The organism is Paenibacillus rigui (genome assembly GCF_002234615.1).
In the GTDB taxonomy this organism is placed as follows: domain Bacteria; phylum Bacillota; class Bacilli; order Paenibacillales; family NBRC-103111; genus Paenibacillus_S; species Paenibacillus_S rigui.
Window position 1 is genome coordinate 1 of the sequence record NZ_NMQW01000073.1, and the last position, 22025, is coordinate 22025.

The following is a 22025-nucleotide window of genomic DNA, read 5'->3' on the forward strand; positions in this document are numbered from 1 at the left end:
TCTGAGCTTCTGCTTTGTCCATAATCCCACGTGTTCTCCCCAACCTTTCTTATACTTCCATTTTAATAGGTTTTGGAGTTTACACAAACTATTTTACAGACTCGGTGCCAATGCTAAAGATGCAATAGAGCGCATTTCACAAGCCTCGCTCGTGTTCAGCGACCAAGGCTACATATCGCCTAACAAACGTACTGCGGTTGATGAAGCCGTGAAGAAGGGGCTGTTATCGGGATATCCCGATGCTTCTTTCCGGCCGAATCAGCTCTTAACGAGACAGGAGCTTGCGGTATTATTAGTCAAAGCGATGCATCTAGAGCCTAAACAAGGTGTAGTGTCCTCCTTCTCAGATATGAAGGATAATTGGGCTATTCCGTATATTGAGGCTTTGGTGGAAGCCGGCTTGATCAACGGGGATGGATCGAATACGTATAGACCTTCCGAACCAGTAACTCGTGAGGAGTTAGCTGCTGTATTTGTCCGGGTGATTAACGGAGTAGATGCCAAAGGTGGGAAAGAAGCTTCGGTAGTTGATAGTAAGGAGATCAGTCCATGGGCGGAAAAAGCAGTGAGCTTGGCCATGCGTCTTGGCTTGATGAACGCAGAAGGAAATGCGTTTGATCCCCGCGGGAAAATAGAAAGGCAAGATATAGCAGCCTATTTGCTGGATATTTTCAAGACACAGGAGCAGACGGCTACAATCGATCGAATTGATAGGGATATGGTCATCATTGATGGTAAGCCATATTTGATTAATGGAGCGTTGAAAGATCTGTTGGGAGATAGGAATCGTGAGGCTTTGGAGGGTGCTGTCCTCAAGTACAAGTCGGTCAATCATAATGTAAATGATTTGCTGCGAATCGAAATTACGAAAAGTGGCGCCGATGGAAAGCCTGTGGAGTTAGATTTAAGAGGTACCTCTTTCAAAGGAGAATTGGCTATTGCCGCTGACCACATCGCAGTGAAAGGAGATTCTCTCCCTCAGGTCGTATTGAAGCACGGAGCAGGGAGCTTGGATCTACGTGCTAAGGTCACTCAAGTCGTGGTGGATACCAGCAAACCAGTAAAAATTGAAGGAAGTGGGGCATGGGGAGAACTTAAAATCTCTAATCCTGATACGAGTTTAAGTCTTGGTAAAGGCGTAACCATAGAGAAGCTGAAGATACCTGAGAACGCATCGGCGGATAAGCTGATCTCAAATTTTAAAGAAGCTATGAATCAGATATCCAGTCTTCCAGCCTCTGGAGCACAACCGCCTGCCGTGTCTCCGGGATCTTCCGGTTCTTCGAATTCATCGGATTCCTCCTCTGACAGCAATCGTACTCCGACGGTTGTGAAAGCAGTTTATAACCGCTCCGGTTATATTGGATCGGGCCATGTAATGGTAGATCTTAAACAAGTTTTTACCGATCCAGACGGGGATTCGTTGAATATAAGTGCACAATCATCCGACCGTGCCGTGGCTGACGTGGCTCTTAGCGGGGGGACGCTAGCTTTGATACCGAATCGTGTAGGTTTGGCTGTTATTACGGTCCGTGCAGCAGATGGAAAGGGAGGCGTTGCGCAGACTACCTTCACTTTTGAAGTACATGAAGCCGCTGTGAATAATCATGCACCCAAATCGACCCGGCTTCTGGAAGATCAAACGTTCGTGGAAGGTGCAGTTCCTCAATCGATTCCTGTAGCTGATCTGTTCACAGACGAGGATGGGGATTCCTTGACGCTAGCCGTATATTCGGATCAAGCAAGCGTAGTAGAAGCGGTTTATGGGAACGGGTTCATCACTTTGACACCTAGAAGGCAAGGTTCCTCATCCATTGGAGTAACAGCTGATGACGGCAAGGGTGGGATCGGGCAAGTTGTGTTTGGTGTTGCGGTTACCATTGCGACTCCTGTAAATCATGCACCTGTGGTAGTGAAAGCGCCAAGTTCGCTGACACAGGCGGTAAAAGATGGATCGAAGAAGGTGAGTTTGGTCGGGGTGTTCGCTGATGAGGACGGTGACAAACTGGCGTATTCGGCTAGATCTTCGGATATGGGAGTGGCAACGGTGGCGATCAGTGGAACGGATCTGACGATCACACCGGTGGCTGCAGGGACGGCGACGATCACGGTAACGGCGAACGACGGCAATGATGGATCGAAGCCTACAATGTTCACGGTCACGTTTGAAGCGCCTGTGCCGGAGAACCACGCACCAGTAGTGGCTAACAATATATCCGACGTTACGGCGAACATAACGGGAGGCAGCAAGACGGTGAGTCTGACCAATGTGTTCACCGATGAAGACAATGATGCACTGACTTATTCGGCGGTCACATCGGACACGGGAGTGGCAACTGTGGCGGTCAGCGGAACAGATCTGAAGATCACACCTGTGAGTGCAGGGACGGTGACGATCACGGTAACGGCGAACGACGGCAATGATGGATCGAAGCCTACAATGTTCACGGTCACCTTTGAAGCGGTGGTTCCAAAAGGTCTTTTCTTCTCCGAACTGGTCTGGGGCCAAAATGACTCTTTCCTGCAAGCCATCGAGCTATACAACCCGACCGAAGCAGATCTCGATGCCACCAAGATCCGCATCGAGCGCTCTAATGGTGGTGATCCAATTACACTCGAAAACGGAAGTATCGCCAGTGGCGTCACCTTCACCATTGTGGAGTCCTTCTACTTTGGATCCGATGTTCCTGTGGATTACAACACAATGATGAATTTCTACGCGGATGACGCACAACCAGTTACACTTTCGCTCTACTACAATAACATTCTTGTGGACATAGGGGTATTTTACCCACATAAATCCGTTACTCGAGTCTCTGGTACCGTAATCGGCAGCACGACAGCGTACGATGCACAACAATGGAAAGACGAAGGTGACGATTACATCGACGGCCTCGGTAAATTTACACCGTAAGACAGCAGGAAAAGGAACGCTTTAACGGAATAGATAAATCTTTATACGAGATGGCTGAAGATAGCTTTAAAATGGCATCAATTAACGGATCTCCTAGCACAAATTGAAGAAACTACTTTAACGACATGACATATTTTGAACGCTCGACTATGTCAACGTCAGAAAACTTAAAAGGTACAATAACCTCAATTTTATTGAGGTACTGTACCTTTCTTTATAAATTAGACTTTTACAGAGGCCCGCTGAAGCACGGTGTGTTTATTTTATTTAAATTACTTCAAAATATACCTTACTACCTTGGTCGAACTAGCTCCACTTGGTGTATCATTAATAATTTCATACTCAAAACCCCCAAGCGATACCATTGCACTACAGACTGACGGCATTCGGTTAGCTAGATTGAGTTTTTTATGTATATCACCGGACCTTAAATCGATGGATATACCACCATGAGCTTTAGCTTGATTTAAAGTTTCAATTATATGTTCTCTAATCTTTCCAGTTAATCCATCGTTTTTGCTTACATTATTAGCTTGTACACTACTTCTAACTGAAGTAAATCCAGCAGCGAACTCATTTATCTTAATTAGCTCTTCACTATAGGCATCCGGATTATCCATGAAAAAGCCGACCTGCCAGAAATACATATCAACTAGCTTCATCGATGTATAGGTTGAACCCTCTTCTCTAAACAAACGTTGGCACATTTCGAACTGATCACGATTTAGATTGTAGAAGTCTACAATCTCCATTAATGATTCTTCATCAAATTGTTGCTTTATCCCATGTATTTTTAATGCAGCTTTTAAATATCTATCGTATGCTGGAACATTACCATATACACCGAGTAGAATTTTTGAAGCCAACGTATCTGTTACGTTTATCACTTTATCCTCACCATTAATCTGAGGGATGTTGTTGATATACGCGTTTGTTGTATCTTGGATTAGTTCATTCATTCCTTCAAAACTTATCTTATTCATGTTTAGGTGAAGTTCTCAATCATAATGCTTATAATAGTGAGATTTCGTAACTACATCTTTTAGAAAGTACTCATGTACGCGATAATCTTTTTGGAGTAAAAATGCCCCTCCACGCAACATTCCCCAACTTGCTAAGTAAAATGCCAAGTGGAGACATCCGTGATCCAATATTTCTTCATCCCGAATGGAAATAAAGTTTTTACTGAAATATCGATAGCAGTGTTCCCACGATTTATACCTATGATGCTTATCAAGTCTTGAAAGCAGATGATATTTTGAAATAACATCAAAAATCATACTTTTCCCCTTTTCGCAATGCCGATTTATTCCTCACATCTCCACACTAGCTCAGGATCTTAATCGCATTCTCCTTGATCTGTGTTACCATCTCTACAAGCCGCTTTTGCTTCGTGCCATCGAACAGCTTGACAAAGCTCTGAGGTTTATCGAAAGGCGGCTTCGTCAGCTCCGATACATTATCGATATAACCGTTCTGCACGATATAATCAATGACCTTTTTCACAAAAACGATTTGCGCCTGGCTTAAGGACTGATCATTAATAAATTCCGAGAACGCAACGCTTGCCGCCTCATATTCCAGCTTAGCAATTTTACGCACCAGCAAACCGAACGGGGTGTTCTGGTACTCCCTTTCGTAATCTTCTGCTGTGCCTAACTCCCCAGTAAAAATCTTTTCCAAACTTTCATAATCGAGAGCAGTAAGAGGAATATTGTTCCGGAGTTTATGAATAGCCAGCGTGTCACGGTTTTTCTCAATATAACGGTTGACCTTCAGCTTATAATCCTCGAAGTCATAGGCTTGGTACATAGCCTTGCCTTCTTCAATCATCAGAACTTCATCGGCTAGGTTCGTATAGATCGGATTTCTGCCGCTTCCTTCATCGATAATAAACTTGATAAGACTACGAAGCTCGACACGCACCTTTTCAAAATTCAGCAAATCCGAGCTCTGCCAGAACTCGTCCGTTCCAATCGTGCTGATCAGCTCCAGTTTCTCCTTGATCTGCGGGATCGTAGCACGCTGCAGTAGATTAGAAGATACTTCTATTAGCTGCTTCTTGGCCTTCTTCAGTTGCGCCGAACCCTCAATCTGAGCGAGCATGAGTCCATACATGAAATTGTCAAAACGCTTGGCATGCTCGTCCGTATCATCCATGTAGACAATAGGCGCAAGATAGGCAGTCAGGTTGCTCTTATCTACATCCGACAGACAGATGAAAGCAGCCTTATGTTTATACTTTTCCACATATTGCAGCTGCATCTTCACCGATACAAGCTCTGGATTAAGGAGGTTTATTTGCTGGACGACTGTTTCTATCAGCTCTGCACGAATCGCTTGATAGGGCTCATTGATGTACACGGACTGCTGTGTATGATGAATTAACCGAACCCGCTTCGCGAAGATCGCTTCCGACAGGCTCTGAGTTTCACTACCCTGCAATCCTTCTTGGTGCTGGCGGAAAAATTCGAAATTCCCCAAATAATCGAAAATAACAAAACGGGTCTTATCCTCTCCCTCGCCGAACAAGTTCTTGCGCAGCCGTGTCCCGCGGCCAATCATCTGCCAGAATTTCGTCTTGGAGCGAATCCGCTTGAAGAACACCAGATTGACAATCTCAGGCACGTCGATTCCCGTATCGAGCATATCCACAGATACCGCAATATGAGGCCCCTTGTCAGCAACCTTGAAGTCGTCGATGATACTCTGCGCATAGCTGTCTTCCGAAATAATCCGTTTGGCGAAGCTGCCGTTATACTGCGGATACAGTTTGTCGAAACGTTCGACAATGTATTGCGCGTGCTTTTTATTTTGAGCGAAAATGATCGTCTTACCTAACCTGTCACCGCCTGCCACCTTGATCCCCTTGGTCATTAAATCCTCTAGCACTTGATCCACCGTAGCTTGGTTAAAAATAAATTCATTCACCGCAGGAGAAGGAATAAATTCAGGCATCTCACCGTCTTCATCGGTGAAATCTTCTTCATAACGGGCCTTATCTTCCGGAGAAAGATCGTCGTAGGTGATACCTTTCTCCAGGAACTTTGTTTTAATCTCAATGTTATAGTAGGGCACGAGTACATGGTCAATTTCTACGGCTGTCTCATAGGCATACGCATAGGTTGGCACACCGCTCTCCATCTCGAAGAAATCGTAGGTATTGCGATCAACCTCCGTCTTCGGCGTCGCCGTCAATCCGACAATAAGACCATCAAAATACTCGAATATTGCCCGATATTTCTTGAAAATACTTCTGTGCGCCTCATCCACCACAATCAGGTCGAAATGCGCCGGCGTAAACAGACGCTTGCCGTCATCGCTTCTGGTGTTATCAATGGCGTTCAGCATAGTCGGATATGTTGAGAATACAATGCGCGCCGTCTTATCATCCTTATTGCTCAGCAAATTACAAAGCGACATATGAGGCAAGTAATTTTTGAAATCATCCTTAGCCTGCTTAACCAGTGCAGTTCTGTCTGCTAGAAACAACGTATTGGTTACATAGCCCCCGCGGGATAGTACATCGGTCAAGCTGGATGCGGTTCTCGTCTTCCCTGTTCCTGTCGCCATCACAAGGAGTGCTCTTCTATGCCCTGTCGTTATGCTTTCACCTACCGCGCGGATGGCTTCCTTCTGGTAGTAGCGGTCTGTGATTTTATCGTCAATGACGACTTCGTCAAGTACCTTGCGTTCCGTACGGCGATTCATCAGCTTTTCCAAGTCGGTCTTTGAGAAGATACCGCTCACCTTGCGCTGTGGCGACGTCACGTCATCCCATAGATTGGTTTCAAAACCATTCGTCGTGAACATCATCGGCCGTCTGCCTGTCATTTTCTCTAAACAGTCCGCATACAGCTTCGCTTGATGGGTGCCGACTTTCGGGTCCTTCGAGGTGCGCTTCGCTTCAATAATTGCTAAGGGCAGACCATCTTTGCCATACAGCACATAATCCGCATAGCCTTTCTCTTCATGATTCGGCATACCGTACAGCTCGACTTCTTCCCTCACATCATCACCGAATGTCCAGCCCAGCAGCTTCAGATCAACATCGATGTATCTTTTGCGTGTGTTAAATTCAGAAATATCCTCAGGGGTAAAATGCCGCTGCGCTTGATGCTGATCTTTATCAGCCGTAAGTCGGTCGCTCATCGCCGCGATTTTGGCACGGAGCGCCTCGATCTCGGAATCCTTTTGCTCGATTAAGCTGTCCTTCTCCTTGATTCTGGCTTCGTCGAGGACAACCTTCTCAGCAGGGATATTCGCTTCTATGAAAGTACGCTCCTCGTAGCTTGCACCGTAGCAATAATCAACCCACTGCACGAACTCAAATAAAGCCGCAAGAGACAAAACAGCATCACCGCGGTTGATCGCTTTGTCCGTATGGACCGCCAGGTTTCCCAGCTTGACGATAAAGGGCAGCTTGCCCCAGGTCTGGTTCTCCATGGCGAATCTGAACGATGGCTCGTGAATTAATGACTGCAAATTGTCCTTATAGGGCATCGTGATCGTATTGTCAGCAGCGTATACCCATTTGACCGCAAGCTCAAAAGCCTTCCGGCTTCCCACCGCCGACATGGCCGGAGAGGTGGCAAGCACCCGCTCCGCTTCGATACAAGCAGTAGCAAATAATGCGTATTCCGTCTGTCCCTGTAAGAATTCAAAGTTGGCAGTCATTGGATTCACCTCACGGATAAAATAATGGCTTGTTACTCGAAGTACTCGCTCATCAAGCTGTCGAACAGGTATTGCGTTTCGTCGATTGCTTTTTTGACGAGTGCTTTTTGTTCTTCGATTTTGCTGACGATGGTTGCGAATTGGTTTTGGAGATGGAGGGGGGGTAAAGGTATTTCTAGTTTTCTAACAATACCAACATTAAGAATATCCATCGTTCCCCCTCTTGACACTTCAGACAACTTATTTTTAAGACTTTCTGAAATAAAATAATATTTGAAATAGGTTGTGTTCACTATTGATTTATCAAACGTTATTTTCATCAAACGTGGATTAATTATTCCTTTCTCGAACTCTTTCGGAATGATAATCAACTTGCCATAAGTTCCAACTAAGCTAATCAACACATCATTCTCTTGAATAGCGCAATTTTCTAATTCTTTATATTTACTTTCAGAGATATAATAGTCTCCGTACTTGGGATCATCGTTTATTACTTGCTCTTGTCCATAAATTTTGTAACCCTGCTCAACATAAAACTCTTTTTTCAATGCAGAACCGAACGGGCCAGCCTTAATCGCATTTTTTTCTTTAGAGACAATAGCTTCAATAAGAGGTGTATCCCACCCCTTTTCATTGGTTACAGGGTCACCGAACATATCATAAAAGGTAGATTTGATAAGATTGTCCAGTTCAGCAAGCTGCTGTTTGCGCATGGCAAGCAGCTCTGCGGCGGTGTCTAATGTTTTGGCGATTTGCTTTTGTGTTTCGAGTGGCGGAAGAGAGATATCAAGTGATTTCAACATACTGCTGTTTATACCTTGAATTGTTGCTCCCCGCTTTTGATCATCAAAATAACTTTTGTAACTCTTAATACTATGAACTATATATGGCTTATATATTTTTCTTTCATCTATATTTTCTATCGAGATAATATCCTGATTAGTACACATTGAAACAGAGTTAATAGATACTTTTCCAACTCCTACTCTAATTCCAACCAGTATTGAATTTTTTGAAATTATCTTCGTGGCACTATTTGCAACAGCTTGGGCTGAAATATGTTCAACTGCATCTCTCTCATCAATAAATATTTTCCCAAGAGAAACCGTTGTAATCCAAGGTATGTTTCCTTCAAAATATTCTGGTTTACTTCTTGAAGGAGTACCTCCACTCTTAAAATCACCTATCTCCCCCAACTTAACCTTTTCCCACTTACTCACCCAAAAGCCCCCTCAATTCCTCCATCTTGGCAGCAATATCAAGGTTCAACCTATCAAGCCGAGCAATGATCACTTCTGGCTTATCGTACTCCACCTTTTCATAAACAACTTCTTTATATTTATTAATCGACAAATCATAATCATTCGCTTCAATCGCAGCCTTATCCACCAAGAAGCTAGCCTCAGTTGGCTTGCGATCCACTTCCCCCTCAAGGTTATGGAACCGAGCAAGAATGTCGGGAATGTCATTCGCTTCAACAGGGGACCGTTTGTCATCCAAGGAAAAGCCGTCGGCTTTCATATCATAGAACCACACCTTATCCGTCCCGCCTGCACCCGTCTTGGTAAAAATAAGAACAGCCGTGCTCACACCGGCATATGGCTTAAACACACCGCTCGGCATGGAGATGACCGCCTGCAGTTGATGGTTCTCTACCAGCTCTTTGCGCAAAGATTTGTGTGCCTTGGTAGAACCAAACAATACACCATCCGGTACGATACAAGCGCAGCGTCCACCCTTACGGAGAATCCGCAAGAAGAGTGCCACAAATAAAAGCTCCGTCTTTTTGGTATCGCAGACCGTCTTTAAATTATCATTAATGCTCTCGGCGTCAACCGTGCCCGTGAATGGCGGATTGGCAAGTACAATATCATAGGCGGAAGCAATGCTGTTCTGCTTGGACACACTGTCCACATAATCAATATGCGGCTGGTTAATGGAATGGAGCATCAGGTTCATTGCAGATAGACGTAACATGGTACGATCTGTATCAAAGCCTGAGAACATCTCTCCGGCAAAATGCTCCCACTGCTCGCTAGTCATCTCAGCCTCGAAGTTCTCTCGGATGTATTCCGACGAAGATACTAGGAAGCCCGCTGTACCGCAAGCTGGGTCACAAATCTTATCGTTAGGTGTAGGAGCAAGTAATCGCACCATCATATCGCGAATATGCTTCGGCGTTCTGAATTGGCCATTCTGTCCTGCGGAAGCCAGCTTACCAAGCATATACTCGTAAAGGTCACCCTGCATATCCAGGTCTTTAATATCGTGCTCATACAGCTCGTCCAGGCCTGTGATCATCTTTTGCAACACCTGAGGCGTTGGGACTAAGAACATGGCATCCTGCATATAGCGCGAAAAGGCTGTCGTATTCGCTCCATTCATTTCCTTAATGAACGGGAATACCTTCGTACCGACAATATCATAAATAATACGGGAATCTTTCGTTTTAAATTTACTCCAACGCATATCCTGACCCTGTTCATCCTGCGGAAAAATCTTCGGCATCACTTCGCCGCTTAACGCCTCGAAGCTCTCATTTTCCAACTCTTTCTCATCCAAAGAACGAATGAACATCAGGTAGGTAAGCTGCTCTATAACGGTTAATGGGTTGCTAATTCCGCCTGCCCATATATCTGACCATATTTTATCAATCTTATTCCGAACTTCTCCTGTTAGCATGGTATTGCTCCTATCTATCACTTATTAGTTCTATAGACTTATTCCACAATTAAAGAGAAAACCCCTTCATTTGACAGGGATTTTCCATAATAATATACAATTTAGATGATAGTAGTCTGTCAGCAAGCATATGTTCGTATGATGAAACTCTGACATTTGCTATGAATAATGGTGGGCATATAGTACTAAAATATAACTAATTATGAAACTCGGTAACGAGAAATACTCAAAATAATAAGTTTAGCATAATGTCATTTCCAACATAAAGCTCAATATCGACTTAATTTTAACTTTATAAAATCAATGATTTCATAGTTTAGATTGGCCCTGCTTTGTTGAACTAACATACTCGTTTAGTGCAACCTTGTACGGCGCGGCTATTTCTCCAACTCATAGCGGGTCGCGATAATGCCCGACTTGAACGTTCGGCTGGTCAGCAGCTTGAGCTTGATTTTCTCACCGATGCCGTCGAATACCGATTTTCCGCCACCCAGAACGACCGGACAAATCGTCAGCAGAAATTCGTCGATTAAGCCAAGCTCAAGCAGTGTCTTTGCCGCCCCCGGGCTCCCGAAGATCACGAGATTTTTGCCAGACTGCGCCTTCAGCGCCTTGATTTCCTCTGCGATATTGTCCTTGATCAGCATCGTATTGTTCCATTCAGCCTTGTCCATCGTGCCGGAAATGACGATCTTTTTAACATCCTGCACCCATTTGGCATGCTCCATACTGTGCCTCGACGCATTCGGATTGTCCAGCACCGTGGGCCAGTATCCCTCCATCATCCGATATGTCGTGCGTCCGTAAACGGGAGAGCCGACTTCGGCTACGACCTCCTCGGCGTATTTCTCGATTTCCTCGTTGTAGGGAATCCAATCTAGTCCACCGTTCGAATCCGACGCATACCCATCCAGTGATACATGCATGAACAATACAAGTTTCCTCATATTCGTTTCTCCTCCGATTTCAAAATTTATTTCGCCGATTGTTTTGGCCTTTGGCCTTTGGCCGGCGTTCATCTTTCCCTCAAGTTTACTATAAATCATTACGTTACGTTAAGTTCAAGTAGATATTTGGATTTTTTTTGTGTTTCAATATGTATCACTCCTAAAAAAATAGTCCCGATGAATGATAAAACTCACTCATCGGTGTCTAATGAAAATAAAGTATTAGACTGACGATGTTGATCTGACGCAGTTTGTATGAGTGAAAATCGTTTAACTTTAATAAATAAGTTTTTAGACTATTCAATACTAATAAACGAAAACCAGTCAAAACACGAAACTAAAGTGTTAGACTGATTTTCGTTTATTGCACTAGTATCCGTTAGTGTAACGATGCCAATCCTCCCACCGGACGCTGGAAATATTCGCGCGCGGCCTCAACCTCTACCCGAATCGCGCAATCCTCGAAATGATCGTTGATCAACCCCATCGCTTGCATAAAGGCATATACAGTGGTTGGTCCTACGAATTTCCAGCCCTGCTTTTTGAGCTCCTTCGACAGCGCGATTGATTGAACTGAGGTTGATGCTGTCTGCGGCTTTGCCAGCTGACTTCGGTCTGGCTCGTAACGCCAGATGAAGGCGGCCAGCGAGCCTTCCCGTTTGATGAGTTCCTGTACACGCTGAGCATTGTTAATAACCGCCTCGATCTTTCCGCGATGTCGGACGATGCCTTCATCCCCGAGCAGACGCTCTAGGTCACGCTCCGTATAGCGTGCGATTTGATCGAAGTCAAAATTATGGAACGCCTCACGGAAGTTCTCGCGTTTCAAAAGTATGGTGCGCCAGCTCAGTCCAGATTGGAAGCCCTCCAGACTTAATTTCTCGAACAACCGTCGATCGTCGCTGACCGGAAATCCCCATTCGGTATCGTGATAATGGAGAAACTCCGGCGCGGCGCTGCACCAGCGACAGCGCGGTTTACCATCATGTCCCACTATCGTCGCGTTCATAGGTCCCTCCTGATTCGTGTGTAAGCTGCGTGGCACTTGTCATACAGCTCAACCAGTCACACATTTGCTCGACCTCATGCCTGATGAACCTCTCATCCTGAAACGCTTGCACCAGAGTAGCGACCCCTTGGCTTCGGGCGAGGAGGTGCATAGCCAGCTCGTCGGCGTCTTCTTTGCGGCCGAGCAGCGCGAACTGCCGGCTCAGCCAGGTCCGAAACAGGGAAAATAGTTCTTTCGCCTCCGCCTTTGAGGCATGATTCAGCTTCGCCAGTTCCGTGCATAGCGTGCCGACCGGGCAACCGTACATTTTAATATCAGCATGGTTCGCAATCAGAATATAGATAAAGCTCTTGATACGATCCTCAGGCCGCTCTCCTTCATCTTCCCATTTCAGTAGCATGTTCCGGGTGTTCTCCAATCGTAATTGGATCACGGCGGCCAGAATTTCGTCCTTCGATTTGAAGTGATAATAGAAGTTCCCCTTGGAAATTTGAACGGAATCGGCAATATCCGCAAAGGATGTATGCTCATAACCTCGCTGATAGAACAGCCGGTCGGCCAATTCGACGATGTGCTTGCGAGTCATTTTACCCTTCATAGTCTAACCCCTTCGTAGCCAACTCCAAGATCAGTCGGCTTGTTTATGCTTCCTCACCGTGGTAAAAGGAATAATCGATGTAACCTGCTTCGCCGCCTTGGTAGAACGTGGCCTGATCGGCTTCATTTAATGGCAGTCCCTCCCGATAGCGGCTCACCAGATCCGGATTGGCTAAGAACGGAGTCCCGAAGGCAACCATATCCGCGGCACCACTATGTACCGCCGTTTGGGCACGTTCCAAGTTATAGCCATTGTTAGCGATATACGGACCAGAAAACTTCGAACGCAAGACTCGATAGTCCAGCTCACTGTTCTTTGTCATCATATCACCTTCGAGCACATGCAGATACGCCAAACCGCGCGGACTCAACTGCTCGACGAAATATGAGAAGTGCGCCTTCGGGTTGGAATCCGACATGGAGTTGAACCGATTCTCAGGGGTCAAGCGTACGCCTACGCGCTGCGCTGGCCACACCGTGCAAACCGCATCGAGGACTTCGTTCAACAGGCGCATACGATTCTGTACGCTACCTCCATACGCGTCAGTACGGCGGTTGCTGCCGTCGCGGAGGAACTGATCGATCACATAACCGTTGGCGCCGTGCACCTCCACGCCATCAAAGCCCGCATGTTTGGCCATCTCGGCGGCGCTTTTGAACTGCGCTACAATCTTCGGAATTTCTGAGGTCTCAAGTGCGCGTGGCGTTACAAAATCGTGCTTGCCGGTATATGTATAGACGTGTCCCTCCGGCTGCAGCGCCGATGGAGCCACTGGCGTCGCGTTGTCTGGCTGCAAGCTCGGGTGGGAGATCCGCCCGCAATGCTGCAACTGAAGAAAGATGCGGCCTCCGGCTGAGTGCACTGCATCGGTCACGCGGAGCCAGCTAACAGCTTGGGCATCCGTGTATATCCCAGGGGTGAACGGGTAGCCGATCGCCTCCAGTGAAACGGGAACAGACTCAGAAATGATGAGACCAGCACTGGCACGTTGTTGATAGTAGGTCACCATCATTGGCTGCACAACACCATTTGCATCAGCGCGATTACGGGTCATCGGTGCCATGACCATTCGATTGGCCAGAGTCAGGTCACCCAGTTGAACAGGCTCAAATAAATCTTTTGACATCACGATCACATCTCCTTCAAAATTAAATAACTCTATTAGGACGATCGTCCAATTTAAGAAAATTTTAGCACGATCGTCCTAATTAGTCAATTGAAAAAGGGCTATAACAGGTTGCCACTTTACAACCCGTTACAGCCCTTAGATCATAGTTGCGTTAAACTGCCCGTTCAAAGCCGCCGCGTGAGTCTAATACTTTATTTACTGAACTACAACTTTATTTTCACAGTTTACTTTATTTTCTTTGTACACCATCCGATATCTTCCCGTTGCTTTCTAACGCCGGCATGCCGCTTAAAGAACATCGAAGCGATCATACCTCGGTAACGTCACCGCCGCTTGTATTGATTTACTCATAGTATCTTAATGCTAAAGTTGCGACTACCCATCGCACATAAAAAATCCCCATTTTACGGGGATCTCAAAGCACCTATGTTTGTGTCGCCGGACAGAATGGTAGTAGTTCTGTATGTTCTAAAGTAGTAAAAGTCCGCCCTACTCGCAAAAGTGACGGTCACTCTTACCCAAACTTGAGCCGCCCTAGTGAAGGGCTACTATCGATGCGGCCCGGACCTGTTACCAGCAGGTCAACCAGGCGTTTTAGTCCGTCCGAAGCTGTCACCCACTTTAACGAACAATTCCAGATTAAATTGCCCCCCACCTACTCCCTGCCATCCGTCGGGAATGGGATAATGTTCTTGTCAATTTCGGAAATGAGAAAAAGTTCTTGTCATTTGGTTGTGACAAGAACTTTTTCTCATAACACAACTAAATGTCGGTTGACAAGAACTTGATGTCATAAATGGCAGGAACTTTATCCGATTCCGACAGACAAAAAAACACCGTCTTTTTGACGATGTTTAGATTGAATAGATAAAATTAAATTGTCAGCTTTGATACATACTGATCAACATAATCACGAAGTAATTTATTTATTGAGTTGGTTTATCAAAAATCTTCATCGCGTCCCGATGAACGTGTCCCCATTGTAATATAATTGTTACTTCTTCTGCAATGCCCTTAAAATAACCGCTGCAGCCTCGGCGCGCGAGGCGTTCGCTTTGGGCTTCACCGTACCGTCTTCATAGCCGTCGATCAGTCCTTTGGCCGCTGCAGTGGCAAGAGGAGTCTTGGCCCAATCGGATACGCTGGAGTTGTCCGAGAAATGCACGATCGCCGGTTCCGTCGAATCAATCCGAGCTGCGCGAATGAGGATGGTCGCCATCTGCTCCCGGGTGATCCAATCGTCGGGACCGAACGTATTCTCGCTGTAACCATCCGCAATGCCGAGCGAAGAAGCCGTCGAAATCGCGCTCTGCGCCCAATGCTTTGTGGTATCGGCGAAGCTCTTGCTATTCTGCGCCTTAAGGCCAAAGGCATTTACGATGATGGTAACGAATTCGGCTCTTGTAATCCTGTCATTCGGCTTATAGGTATTGTCCGGATATCCGGTGATCGCGCCTTGTTTGACCAGTTGAATCACTGCGGTCTCCGCCCAATGCCCCTGGATATCGGATAAATTCACGGCGAACGCCGAACTTTGTGCCGTTTGTGCCGTTTGTGCTGCAGGCTCCTTGGAAGCCATGACCGCATATTTCGTAAAATGCGTCAACGTGCCCGATACAGTTGAATTGGATTCATCCACCATCAGATCATTTAGCCTTATCCAGCTGCGGGTCTGTTCGTTTAACCCATATACGCCGACTTTTGACTTGTCAGAGCCTTCTTTGCTCTTATCATAAGGCAATGTGATAGTGACGGGCTTGCTGAACGCTTCATCTCCATCTCTATCTTTCTTAATCTCATAAACATCGCTGATCTTGAATAGTGCCTTGTCAAAAGGCAGGCTTTCCGTTTCACCGAGCTTGTCGATGGTAACCTGAATGCTGCCGTCCAAAGCCCCTGCCGGCACAACGATCGTAACCCCGCTCAGCGTCAACGTACCTCCGGCGGCCCCGGAAATTGTACCTGTATTGGACGTAACGCCACCGCTCCCCTTGTTTCTGCTGCTGCTCGGAGCCGTAGGGGAGACCTGCGTATCCCCCACGTTAAACTCCTTCCTTTCCACTGCGCCCGCTCCGCCCACATACGCCGTGTATACGCCATCTCCCAACGTGTACGGTCCAAATGAGTAGCTACCGCCGGCTTGGGCTTGCACTTCGTCAGCTACAATCGTACGGCTGAAGCGATCCGCCAATCGAAGCGTGACCGATAGACCAGCATAGGAGCTGTTTTCCCCGCTGATCGTGACCCCATTTCCGTTGACGGACACTGCAGCGGGCCTAGTATCCGCTGCAAAAACGTGCACCGGGAGAAGGAGAACCGCCAGTACGATAGCCAACAAAAATACTGTGCATTTATGGTTCAAACAGGTCGCCCTCCCTTCTCTTAGCCTTTATGGCGTTACGATAATTGCTTTTGTTTGCTGAGTCGCTTGGGAAACCTGATGCTGCAGGTCGTCCCAAATCATAACTTTAACCGTATAGTTTTTGGCTGCCGGCAGATTAAATTGCGCCGCCGCCTCCTGACTGCCCTGAATCTTGGTCTTGACAGCCACCATTTGCAGTGGCACTGTACCGTCCATCAATTGGAAAACGACCGTGACCGGTACATTTGTTGACTCCTGCAAAGGATAAATCGCAGCCGCTACCGTCGCCGAAAGGCCGGTAACGGTCACTTGCGGTTCATCGATGCGGTAAGGCAGACCGGCCGCTGCGACGCTTTGGGTAACGGCCGCATCCGTATAACCTGTTGCCGCTATCGTAATGGCATGGTTGCCGATGCCGAGGACACCTGCGCGAATCGTTATTTTTCCTGCGGTTATGGAATAGTCGCCGCTAGCCAGCTCAGTCGTCCCTACCTTCACCGCCGTAATTGAGCTTCTCCACGCCTCGTTATCTGTGAACGTAAGCACGATTGCGGATGCAATATCGTTACCGTTACTGTCGGCCGTCAATACCGGTGCTGCTTGTAATGATTGCCCTTCTCGATTCACAATGAGGACATAGGTTTGTTTATGTACCTGGTCCTGTGCCGTCACCACAATCGGGATGACGGTGACGCCCGTACCGAGAGGGATCGGCCGGGCGGCTTCCGCACCTGTCATCTTCCCAATAGACGTAATGGCTGCACCAACGTCCTGAGTAACGGGTGACACCGTTAGGCTTGTTGTATCATAAGGAACATTCACGTTATAAATGCTATTCTCCGGAGTGAACTCCGGGGATAAAGTTCCGGAGCTTGCTTCAATCCGATTCAGCAATGCGTTGCCGGAAGGCGCAGCCCTCTCTACAACAACAACATAAGTATTTGTAGTGATGCCGTCCGCCGCAGTGATCATAACAGGGATAATGTTGGTACCTACGGACAGCTGAACCGGAACTCCTGCACTCTGGCCGTTGTACAAGACATTTGCCACCGTTACGGAATTGCCCGGAGCGGACGCAGGTGTCAGAGAAATTGACGATAAACTATGAGCAACTTTCAAAGAATACGCTGCAGTATCCGGTGAGAAGCCTGGAGTGAGCGTCCCCTGATTCACCGTCAGCTGCTCCAGCTTCGCTTGGTTGGAAAGCGGAGCTCGATTGACCGTCAGGAGATACGTCCTTTCGGTTAGCCCATCCGCTGCAACGACGCGAATTGGGATCACCGTGGAGCCGAACGCGAGTTGGACGGTTCGTGAACTACCGCTCAACTGGCTTGTACCTGCAATGGATAAGGATGCGCCGGTGTCCGCGACCGCGGCCGTGATATCCATGCTGGAGACGGTATTCGCCACGTCAAAGGAATAGCTTCTTGTCTCCGGCGAGAATACGATATTCCCTCCGCTCACGGTTAAACCGCTCAAAGCGGCGTTGTTGGAAGGGCCCGCACGATTGACAATGAGCGAATACGTTTCGGTCGTTTTACCGTCCTCGGCTGTAACGACGATAGGGACCACCGAAATGCCGACCGGGGGTTGAAGCGTTACGGTGCCCTGATTGGCAGCGGCAGTTCCGTTCAAGGTCAAGGTCGCCTGCGAGTTGGATAACGTCGGCGTTACGGCCAGGCTTGTATCGCCATAATTCAATGCAACCGTATAAGCATGCACATCCGACGCAAACCCTGGGCTCAGCGTCCCCGGACTTACGCTCAAGCCCGCGAGAGAGGCGTTATTTGTTTTGCCAGATACGGAAAGCACATAAGTCTTTTGGGAAGTTCCATCGGTCGCCGTTACGGTAACGGGAATGAGATTCGTACCCGGAGCCAGATCGACCGTTGCGGTCTGCCCGCTGGCTACGGACTTGCCGTTCACCGAGATGGACGCATTTGGGACGATTGCGGTCGGTGTGATGCTTAAGGAGCTCAGCGGCTGATTGGCAGTAACCGAGTAGTTCTGCCTTCCGGGAGAAAAAGCGGGACTAAGTGTTCCGGACCCCACAGTCAAACCGGCAAGATCCGCATTCATGGAGTCGACTGCGGGTCTGTACACGGTAATCGTACGTTTGGGATGCGTGATGCCCTTCTGTGACGTATCAAGTTCTATTCGGGTGTAGCCGTTTTCCAAAGGGATCAGCATACTGGGCTGTCCGCTCGCCAAACTTACCGAATCTATCCTTTTGTTGTTATTGGCGTCATAAACACTCATCTTGACGCTTGCTGGAGCTGGAGCAAAAACCGCCGTCAGCGTAATGCTGGGGTCCGCACTCGTTACCGAAACGTTATAGTCGTAAGTATCCGACGATATGGTGGGCGATACCGCTCTGGTACCTCCGCTGTAATTCACACTGAGTCCCTTGAAGGCAGCATCCAATATCCGAATAAACGAATAATCTTCGGTTACGGCGATGATCTCGTTATTGGCGGCAGCGACAGCTTTAAAAGGGTTAGCCCACGTATTCGTGGTCGTCCAATTCAGACCGTCGGTGGACATTAAGATTACGCCATTTAACGGCCCTACCGCCACAAATCGGCCTTCGCCGTAAGTCACAAACCCCAATACATCGGGCGTGGAAACAGCTGTCCAATGAATCCCGTCGGCCGATGTTAAAATTGCGCCCATATTCGCGTCTGTACTCCCTACCGCCACGTAATACCCGTTGCCGTGGGTGACACTTATCATCGTGGAGGAAAAGCCGACATTCTGACTTTCTACCACGGTCCAGGCAAGACCGTCCGCGGATGTAAGAACGGTGCCGGAATCGCCTACTGCGACAAATTGACCATTACCAAACGTGACACCGTACATATGATTCGAAGTTCCTGAGGGGACCACCGACCAATGGATGCCATCCGTCGAAGTGACTATGGCGCCTCCCCAACCAACCGCTACAAAGCGCTCTTTGCCATAAACGATACTGTATAAATAGGACACGGTATTCGATAGATCGGTTCCTACAGCATTGTAAGTTTTCCCGTCCGTCGAGGCGGCGATAGCAGAACCGACTGCGACATGGACGCCATTCCCGTAGGCAACGCTTTGGAAAAAACCATTGGGAGCAGAAGCTCGCGTCCATGAATACCCGTCTGCTGAAGTTCCAATGTAGGAGCTTCCGTAGTCACCGATACCAACGGCTACAAATTGGTTGCCATCGTAAGTGATCCCCTGAAAGCTGGCAGCCCCGGAATCGGTAGCGGAAACCTGAACCCACTCCGAAACAGCCGCCTGAGCCGGCTGCGGCATGACGCCGAATGCGGAAAGAAGAACCATAAGTATTGCCAACGCACCTGAAATGAGGCGATTTGTTTTGCCTGACATATCAATCTTCCTTTACATAGTAATGTGGATGGTCATTATACCAAAAGGTATAGATGTTTGTTATTGGTGATAAGAACTCTATCCCCTTCCTGACAGGATGAATTAAAGGTACAAACTCTGCTAATATATCACCTGTTTTGCAATAAAGTTGATCTTCATCTTGGATCCATGAAATCGCTCGTCCTTATGAAGCTCAACATTCACACCGTTGTTAAGAGCAACAACAATTCGATTACCGGGACTGAACAGCCGGAGCTGCGCAGCGCGAACCGATGTTTTATAAAGTGATTTTCACGCCAACTGTAGTGGATAATACAAACCTATGAATAAATATTCTCCAATTCGGTCAGTTTCCCTTCCAAAAATCGAGTTATTTCTACATAGAAAAAGTGCTTCTACAACAATTTGTAGTTATATCTCGTATCTCCAACTAAGGAGATAATCAAAACTTTATATGATAGGTAGGAGTTTAGGAAGGTGTCCGAGAATACCAGCAAACGAATGAAAGAAATCCTAGGAGGTTTTGTTGTCCGTTGAAAATAAAGTTTTAGACTGGAATCGTTGATTTAACGCGGCTTTCGAATTGACGATGCGTCAGCTTTTGGAAAATAAGTTTTAGTTGGTAAATTAATGACTACCTGTTGCTTCAATTTATTGCCCCCTTAGAAATCTCTATATTGATGAAGTTATACTGCCCTTTAACTGAAGACAGAAAAGTTGCTGCCGCGGCGCGTTCGTCCACCAGCGCGAAGCCCTGTCAGTGAATGGTTTGTATAGAGGCCGCCATCTGCTTCAGACTCGTCATCGTATTTTTCGTTTTTTCATGCAAGCCCTTGGATTTAACGATTTGCTCCAATTCCTTTTCGTACCGTCCCGGCATCTGGTCGTGGTACGATTGGGCATGTCATCTCATCCTGAGTAACTTATCCATAGCTACATCCCCTCTCATCTATCTTCCAATCGATGGAGAATAAAACCTGGGAGTATGCGCTTCAGCCCGCCTCTATGTCCGTGAACCAGAACGTATTACTGGTTTCATATTTGCATCCGATTAGTTTTCTAAATATCATCGACCGAAAAATCAAAAGGCAGCCGGCCATTTTGGTCGACTGCCTTCAGTTGTCTTCATTGAGATATCGTTTCACGTTAGCCTAAATGAATTATCGAAATCTTTAGTAAGGAGAGAACATATTAAGGTATCAGTAAATAAAGTGCCCCGTTTAGAAGGTCAAATTTAATTTATCGAACAATTTCGGTTTAGATCGTTTTAATCATATTTCCATCAATAACATAATCCGCTCCGGTAATCATTGAAGCTCGCTCCGAAGCAAGGAAGACTGTAAGGTTCGCAATATCTTCGGCTTCTGCAAATTTCCCCAATGTTATACCAGCCATTTTAGGTAGCTCTTCAAAAACTTTTTCGGAAGCCATCGCTGCAACTGAACTGATTGTTTTGGCCATTCCGTTTTCAGGGTCTTGCCACAAAGGTGTTACTACCGGTCCAGGTGAGATCGAGTTAACTCTAATATTACGAGGTCCAAACTCACCAGCCAGCATTTTCGTCAAATTATTAAGTGCCGCTTTGGTTGTGCCATAAATAGGCAATAACAATTCGGGCATCTGTGCATTTACTGAAGAGATATTCACAATTGCCCCCTCATTGTTCTTTAGGATATGCGGTAATGCTGCTTGAGTAAAACGAACAACGCTAAACAGGTTTAAATCATAAAGTTGTTCCCATTCCTCATTTGGCGTAGCCAAAAAACCTTCTCCTCTCCTCTTGTCAATCGCCCCGACATTATTGATTAAAATGTCGACTCTGCCGAACACTCCACCGAGTTTTTTAGAAAGTTCAACTGTATTGCGTTCCATATTGACATCAATAGGTAGATGTTTGACTGATTTTTTTTCAACAAGATCAGCCAATTCCTCCGTTAATGTCCGACTTACCGCGACGACACTTGCCCCTTCCTCGATAAATTTTCGAACGATAGCGAGTCCAATTCCTTTACTTGCTCCGGTAACGACAGCTACTTTGTTGGCTAATTTAAGATCCATGTTTACCCTCCTAAAGCTAACGCTTTTAAAATTTAAATTCCTTTATTTCCAAGCATTATTCCATTGATGAAAACAACGTTTCGAAGCGATACGCTGTGCGATCTGAATTTGCATGAATGAAGTGTAGAATGATTATAACTTCAAGAATATACATGATAATAATCCTTAATGATGTTCTTGCAGGAATTGCTGGTGCCGTGCGGTTTTCCTTTGATCGGCTTTACAACTAATTACATCGCCCAATTTAGGTAGATCCTTAATTTTTACGCAATAGGAGTAC

Annotated in this window: 12 protein-coding genes; 1 reads left to right on the plus strand and 11 read right to left on the minus strand. The window is 46.7% G+C overall.

The annotated features are described in order from the left end of the window. Positions 1-2914: S-layer homology domain-containing protein (locus tag CF651_RS30800; protein WP_144029142.1), on the plus strand; the 2914-nt coding region annotated here is incomplete at its 5' end. Positions 2915-3186: 272 nt separating this feature from the next. Here the strand turns inward: CF651_RS30800 and CF651_RS30805 are convergent. From CF651_RS30805 to CF651_RS30855, 11 genes are all read right to left on the minus strand, one after another. After that, on the minus strand, positions 3187-3897 hold the full coding sequence (locus CF651_RS30805) for a hypothetical protein (RefSeq protein WP_094018696.1): 711 nt from the start codon (positions 3895-3897) through the stop codon (positions 3187-3189). Between the two features lie 343 nt (positions 3898-4240). After that, complete coding sequence (locus tag CF651_RS30810; protein ID WP_094018697.1) at positions 4241-7591, minus strand: DEAD/DEAH box helicase family protein; 3351 nt, start codon at positions 7589-7591, stop codon at positions 4241-4243. A 32-nt stretch (positions 7592-7623) separates the two neighbouring features. Then, positions 7624-8811 (minus strand): restriction endonuclease subunit S, encoded by a 1188-nt coding sequence (locus CF651_RS30815; protein ID WP_094018698.1) that lies wholly within the window; start codon positions 8809-8811, stop codon positions 7624-7626. Beyond that, the gene (locus CF651_RS30820; RefSeq protein ID WP_094018699.1) at positions 8804-10273 is read right to left on the minus strand and encodes a type I restriction-modification system subunit M; all 1470 of its coding nucleotides are present in this window, start codon (positions 10271-10273) and stop codon (positions 8804-8806) included. The genes CF651_RS30815 and CF651_RS30820 overlap by 8 nt, the downstream gene beginning before the upstream one ends. Positions 10274-10650: 377 nt before the next feature. Beyond that, on the minus strand, positions 10651-11220 hold the full coding sequence (locus tag CF651_RS30825) for a dihydrofolate reductase family protein (protein ID WP_094018706.1): 570 nt from the start codon (positions 11218-11220) through the stop codon (positions 10651-10653). Between the two features lie 379 nt (positions 11221-11599). After that, positions 11600-12229, minus strand: a complete 630-nt coding sequence (locus CF651_RS30830) for a DNA-3-methyladenine glycosylase I (RefSeq protein WP_094018700.1) — start codon at positions 12227-12229, stop codon at positions 11600-11602. Next, positions 12204-12827, minus strand: a complete 624-nt coding sequence (locus CF651_RS30835; RefSeq protein WP_094018701.1) for a TetR/AcrR family transcriptional regulator — start codon at positions 12825-12827, stop codon at positions 12204-12206. The genes CF651_RS30830 and CF651_RS30835 overlap by 26 nt, the downstream gene beginning before the upstream one ends. A 43-nt stretch (positions 12828-12870) precedes the next feature. After that, positions 12871-13953 carry an alkene reductase gene (locus CF651_RS30840; RefSeq protein WP_094018702.1) on the minus strand — a complete coding sequence of 361 codons (1083 nt, stop codon included), beginning with the start codon at positions 13951-13953 and terminating at the stop codon, positions 12871-12873. Between the two features lie 997 nt (positions 13954-14950). Continuing rightward, positions 14951-16318 carry an S-layer homology domain-containing protein gene (locus CF651_RS30845; RefSeq protein WP_094018703.1) on the minus strand — a complete coding sequence of 456 codons (1368 nt, stop codon included), beginning with the start codon at positions 16316-16318 and terminating at the stop codon, positions 14951-14953. Positions 16319-16345: 27 nt separating this feature from the next. Further along, positions 16346-19687, minus strand: a complete 3342-nt coding sequence (locus CF651_RS30850) for a cadherin-like beta sandwich domain-containing protein (protein ID WP_094018704.1) — start codon at positions 19685-19687, stop codon at positions 16346-16348. Positions 19688-20944: 1257 nt separating this feature from the next. Beyond that, on the minus strand, positions 20945-21745 hold the full coding sequence (locus CF651_RS30855) for an SDR family NAD(P)-dependent oxidoreductase (RefSeq protein WP_094018705.1): 801 nt from the start codon (positions 21743-21745) through the stop codon (positions 20945-20947). Between the last annotated feature and the right edge of the window lie 280 nt (positions 21746-22025).

Coding starts and splice junctions, on each gene's coding strand:
- CF651_RS30825 (WP_094018706.1), bottom strand. CDS start 11,220: ATGAGGAAACTTGTATTGTTCATGCATGTATCACTGGATGGGTATGCG.
- CF651_RS30835 (WP_094018701.1), bottom strand. CDS start 12,827: ATGAAGGGTAAAATGACTCGCAAGCACATCGTCGAATTGGCCGACCGG.
- CF651_RS30855 (WP_094018705.1), bottom strand. CDS start 21,745: ATGGATCTTAAATTAGCCAACAAAGTAGCTGTCGTTACCGGAGCAAGT.
- CF651_RS30820 (WP_094018699.1), bottom strand. CDS start 10,273: ATGCTAACAGGAGAAGTTCGGAATAAGATTGATAAAATATGGTCAGAT.
- CF651_RS30810 (WP_094018697.1), bottom strand. CDS start 7,591: ATGACTGCCAACTTTGAATTCTTACAGGGACAGACGGAATACGCATTA.
- CF651_RS30850 (WP_094018704.1), bottom strand. CDS start 19,687: ATGTCAGGCAAAACAAATCGCCTCATTTCAGGTGCGTTGGCAATACTT.
- CF651_RS30830 (WP_094018700.1), bottom strand. CDS start 12,229: ATGAACGCGACGATAGTGGGACATGATGGTAAACCGCGCTGTCGCTGG.
- CF651_RS30840 (WP_094018702.1), bottom strand. CDS start 13,953: ATGTCAAAAGATTTATTTGAGCCTGTTCAACTGGGTGACCTGACTCTG.
- CF651_RS30805 (WP_094018696.1), bottom strand. CDS start 3,897: ATGAATAAGATAAGTTTTGAAGGAATGAATGAACTAATCCAAGATACA.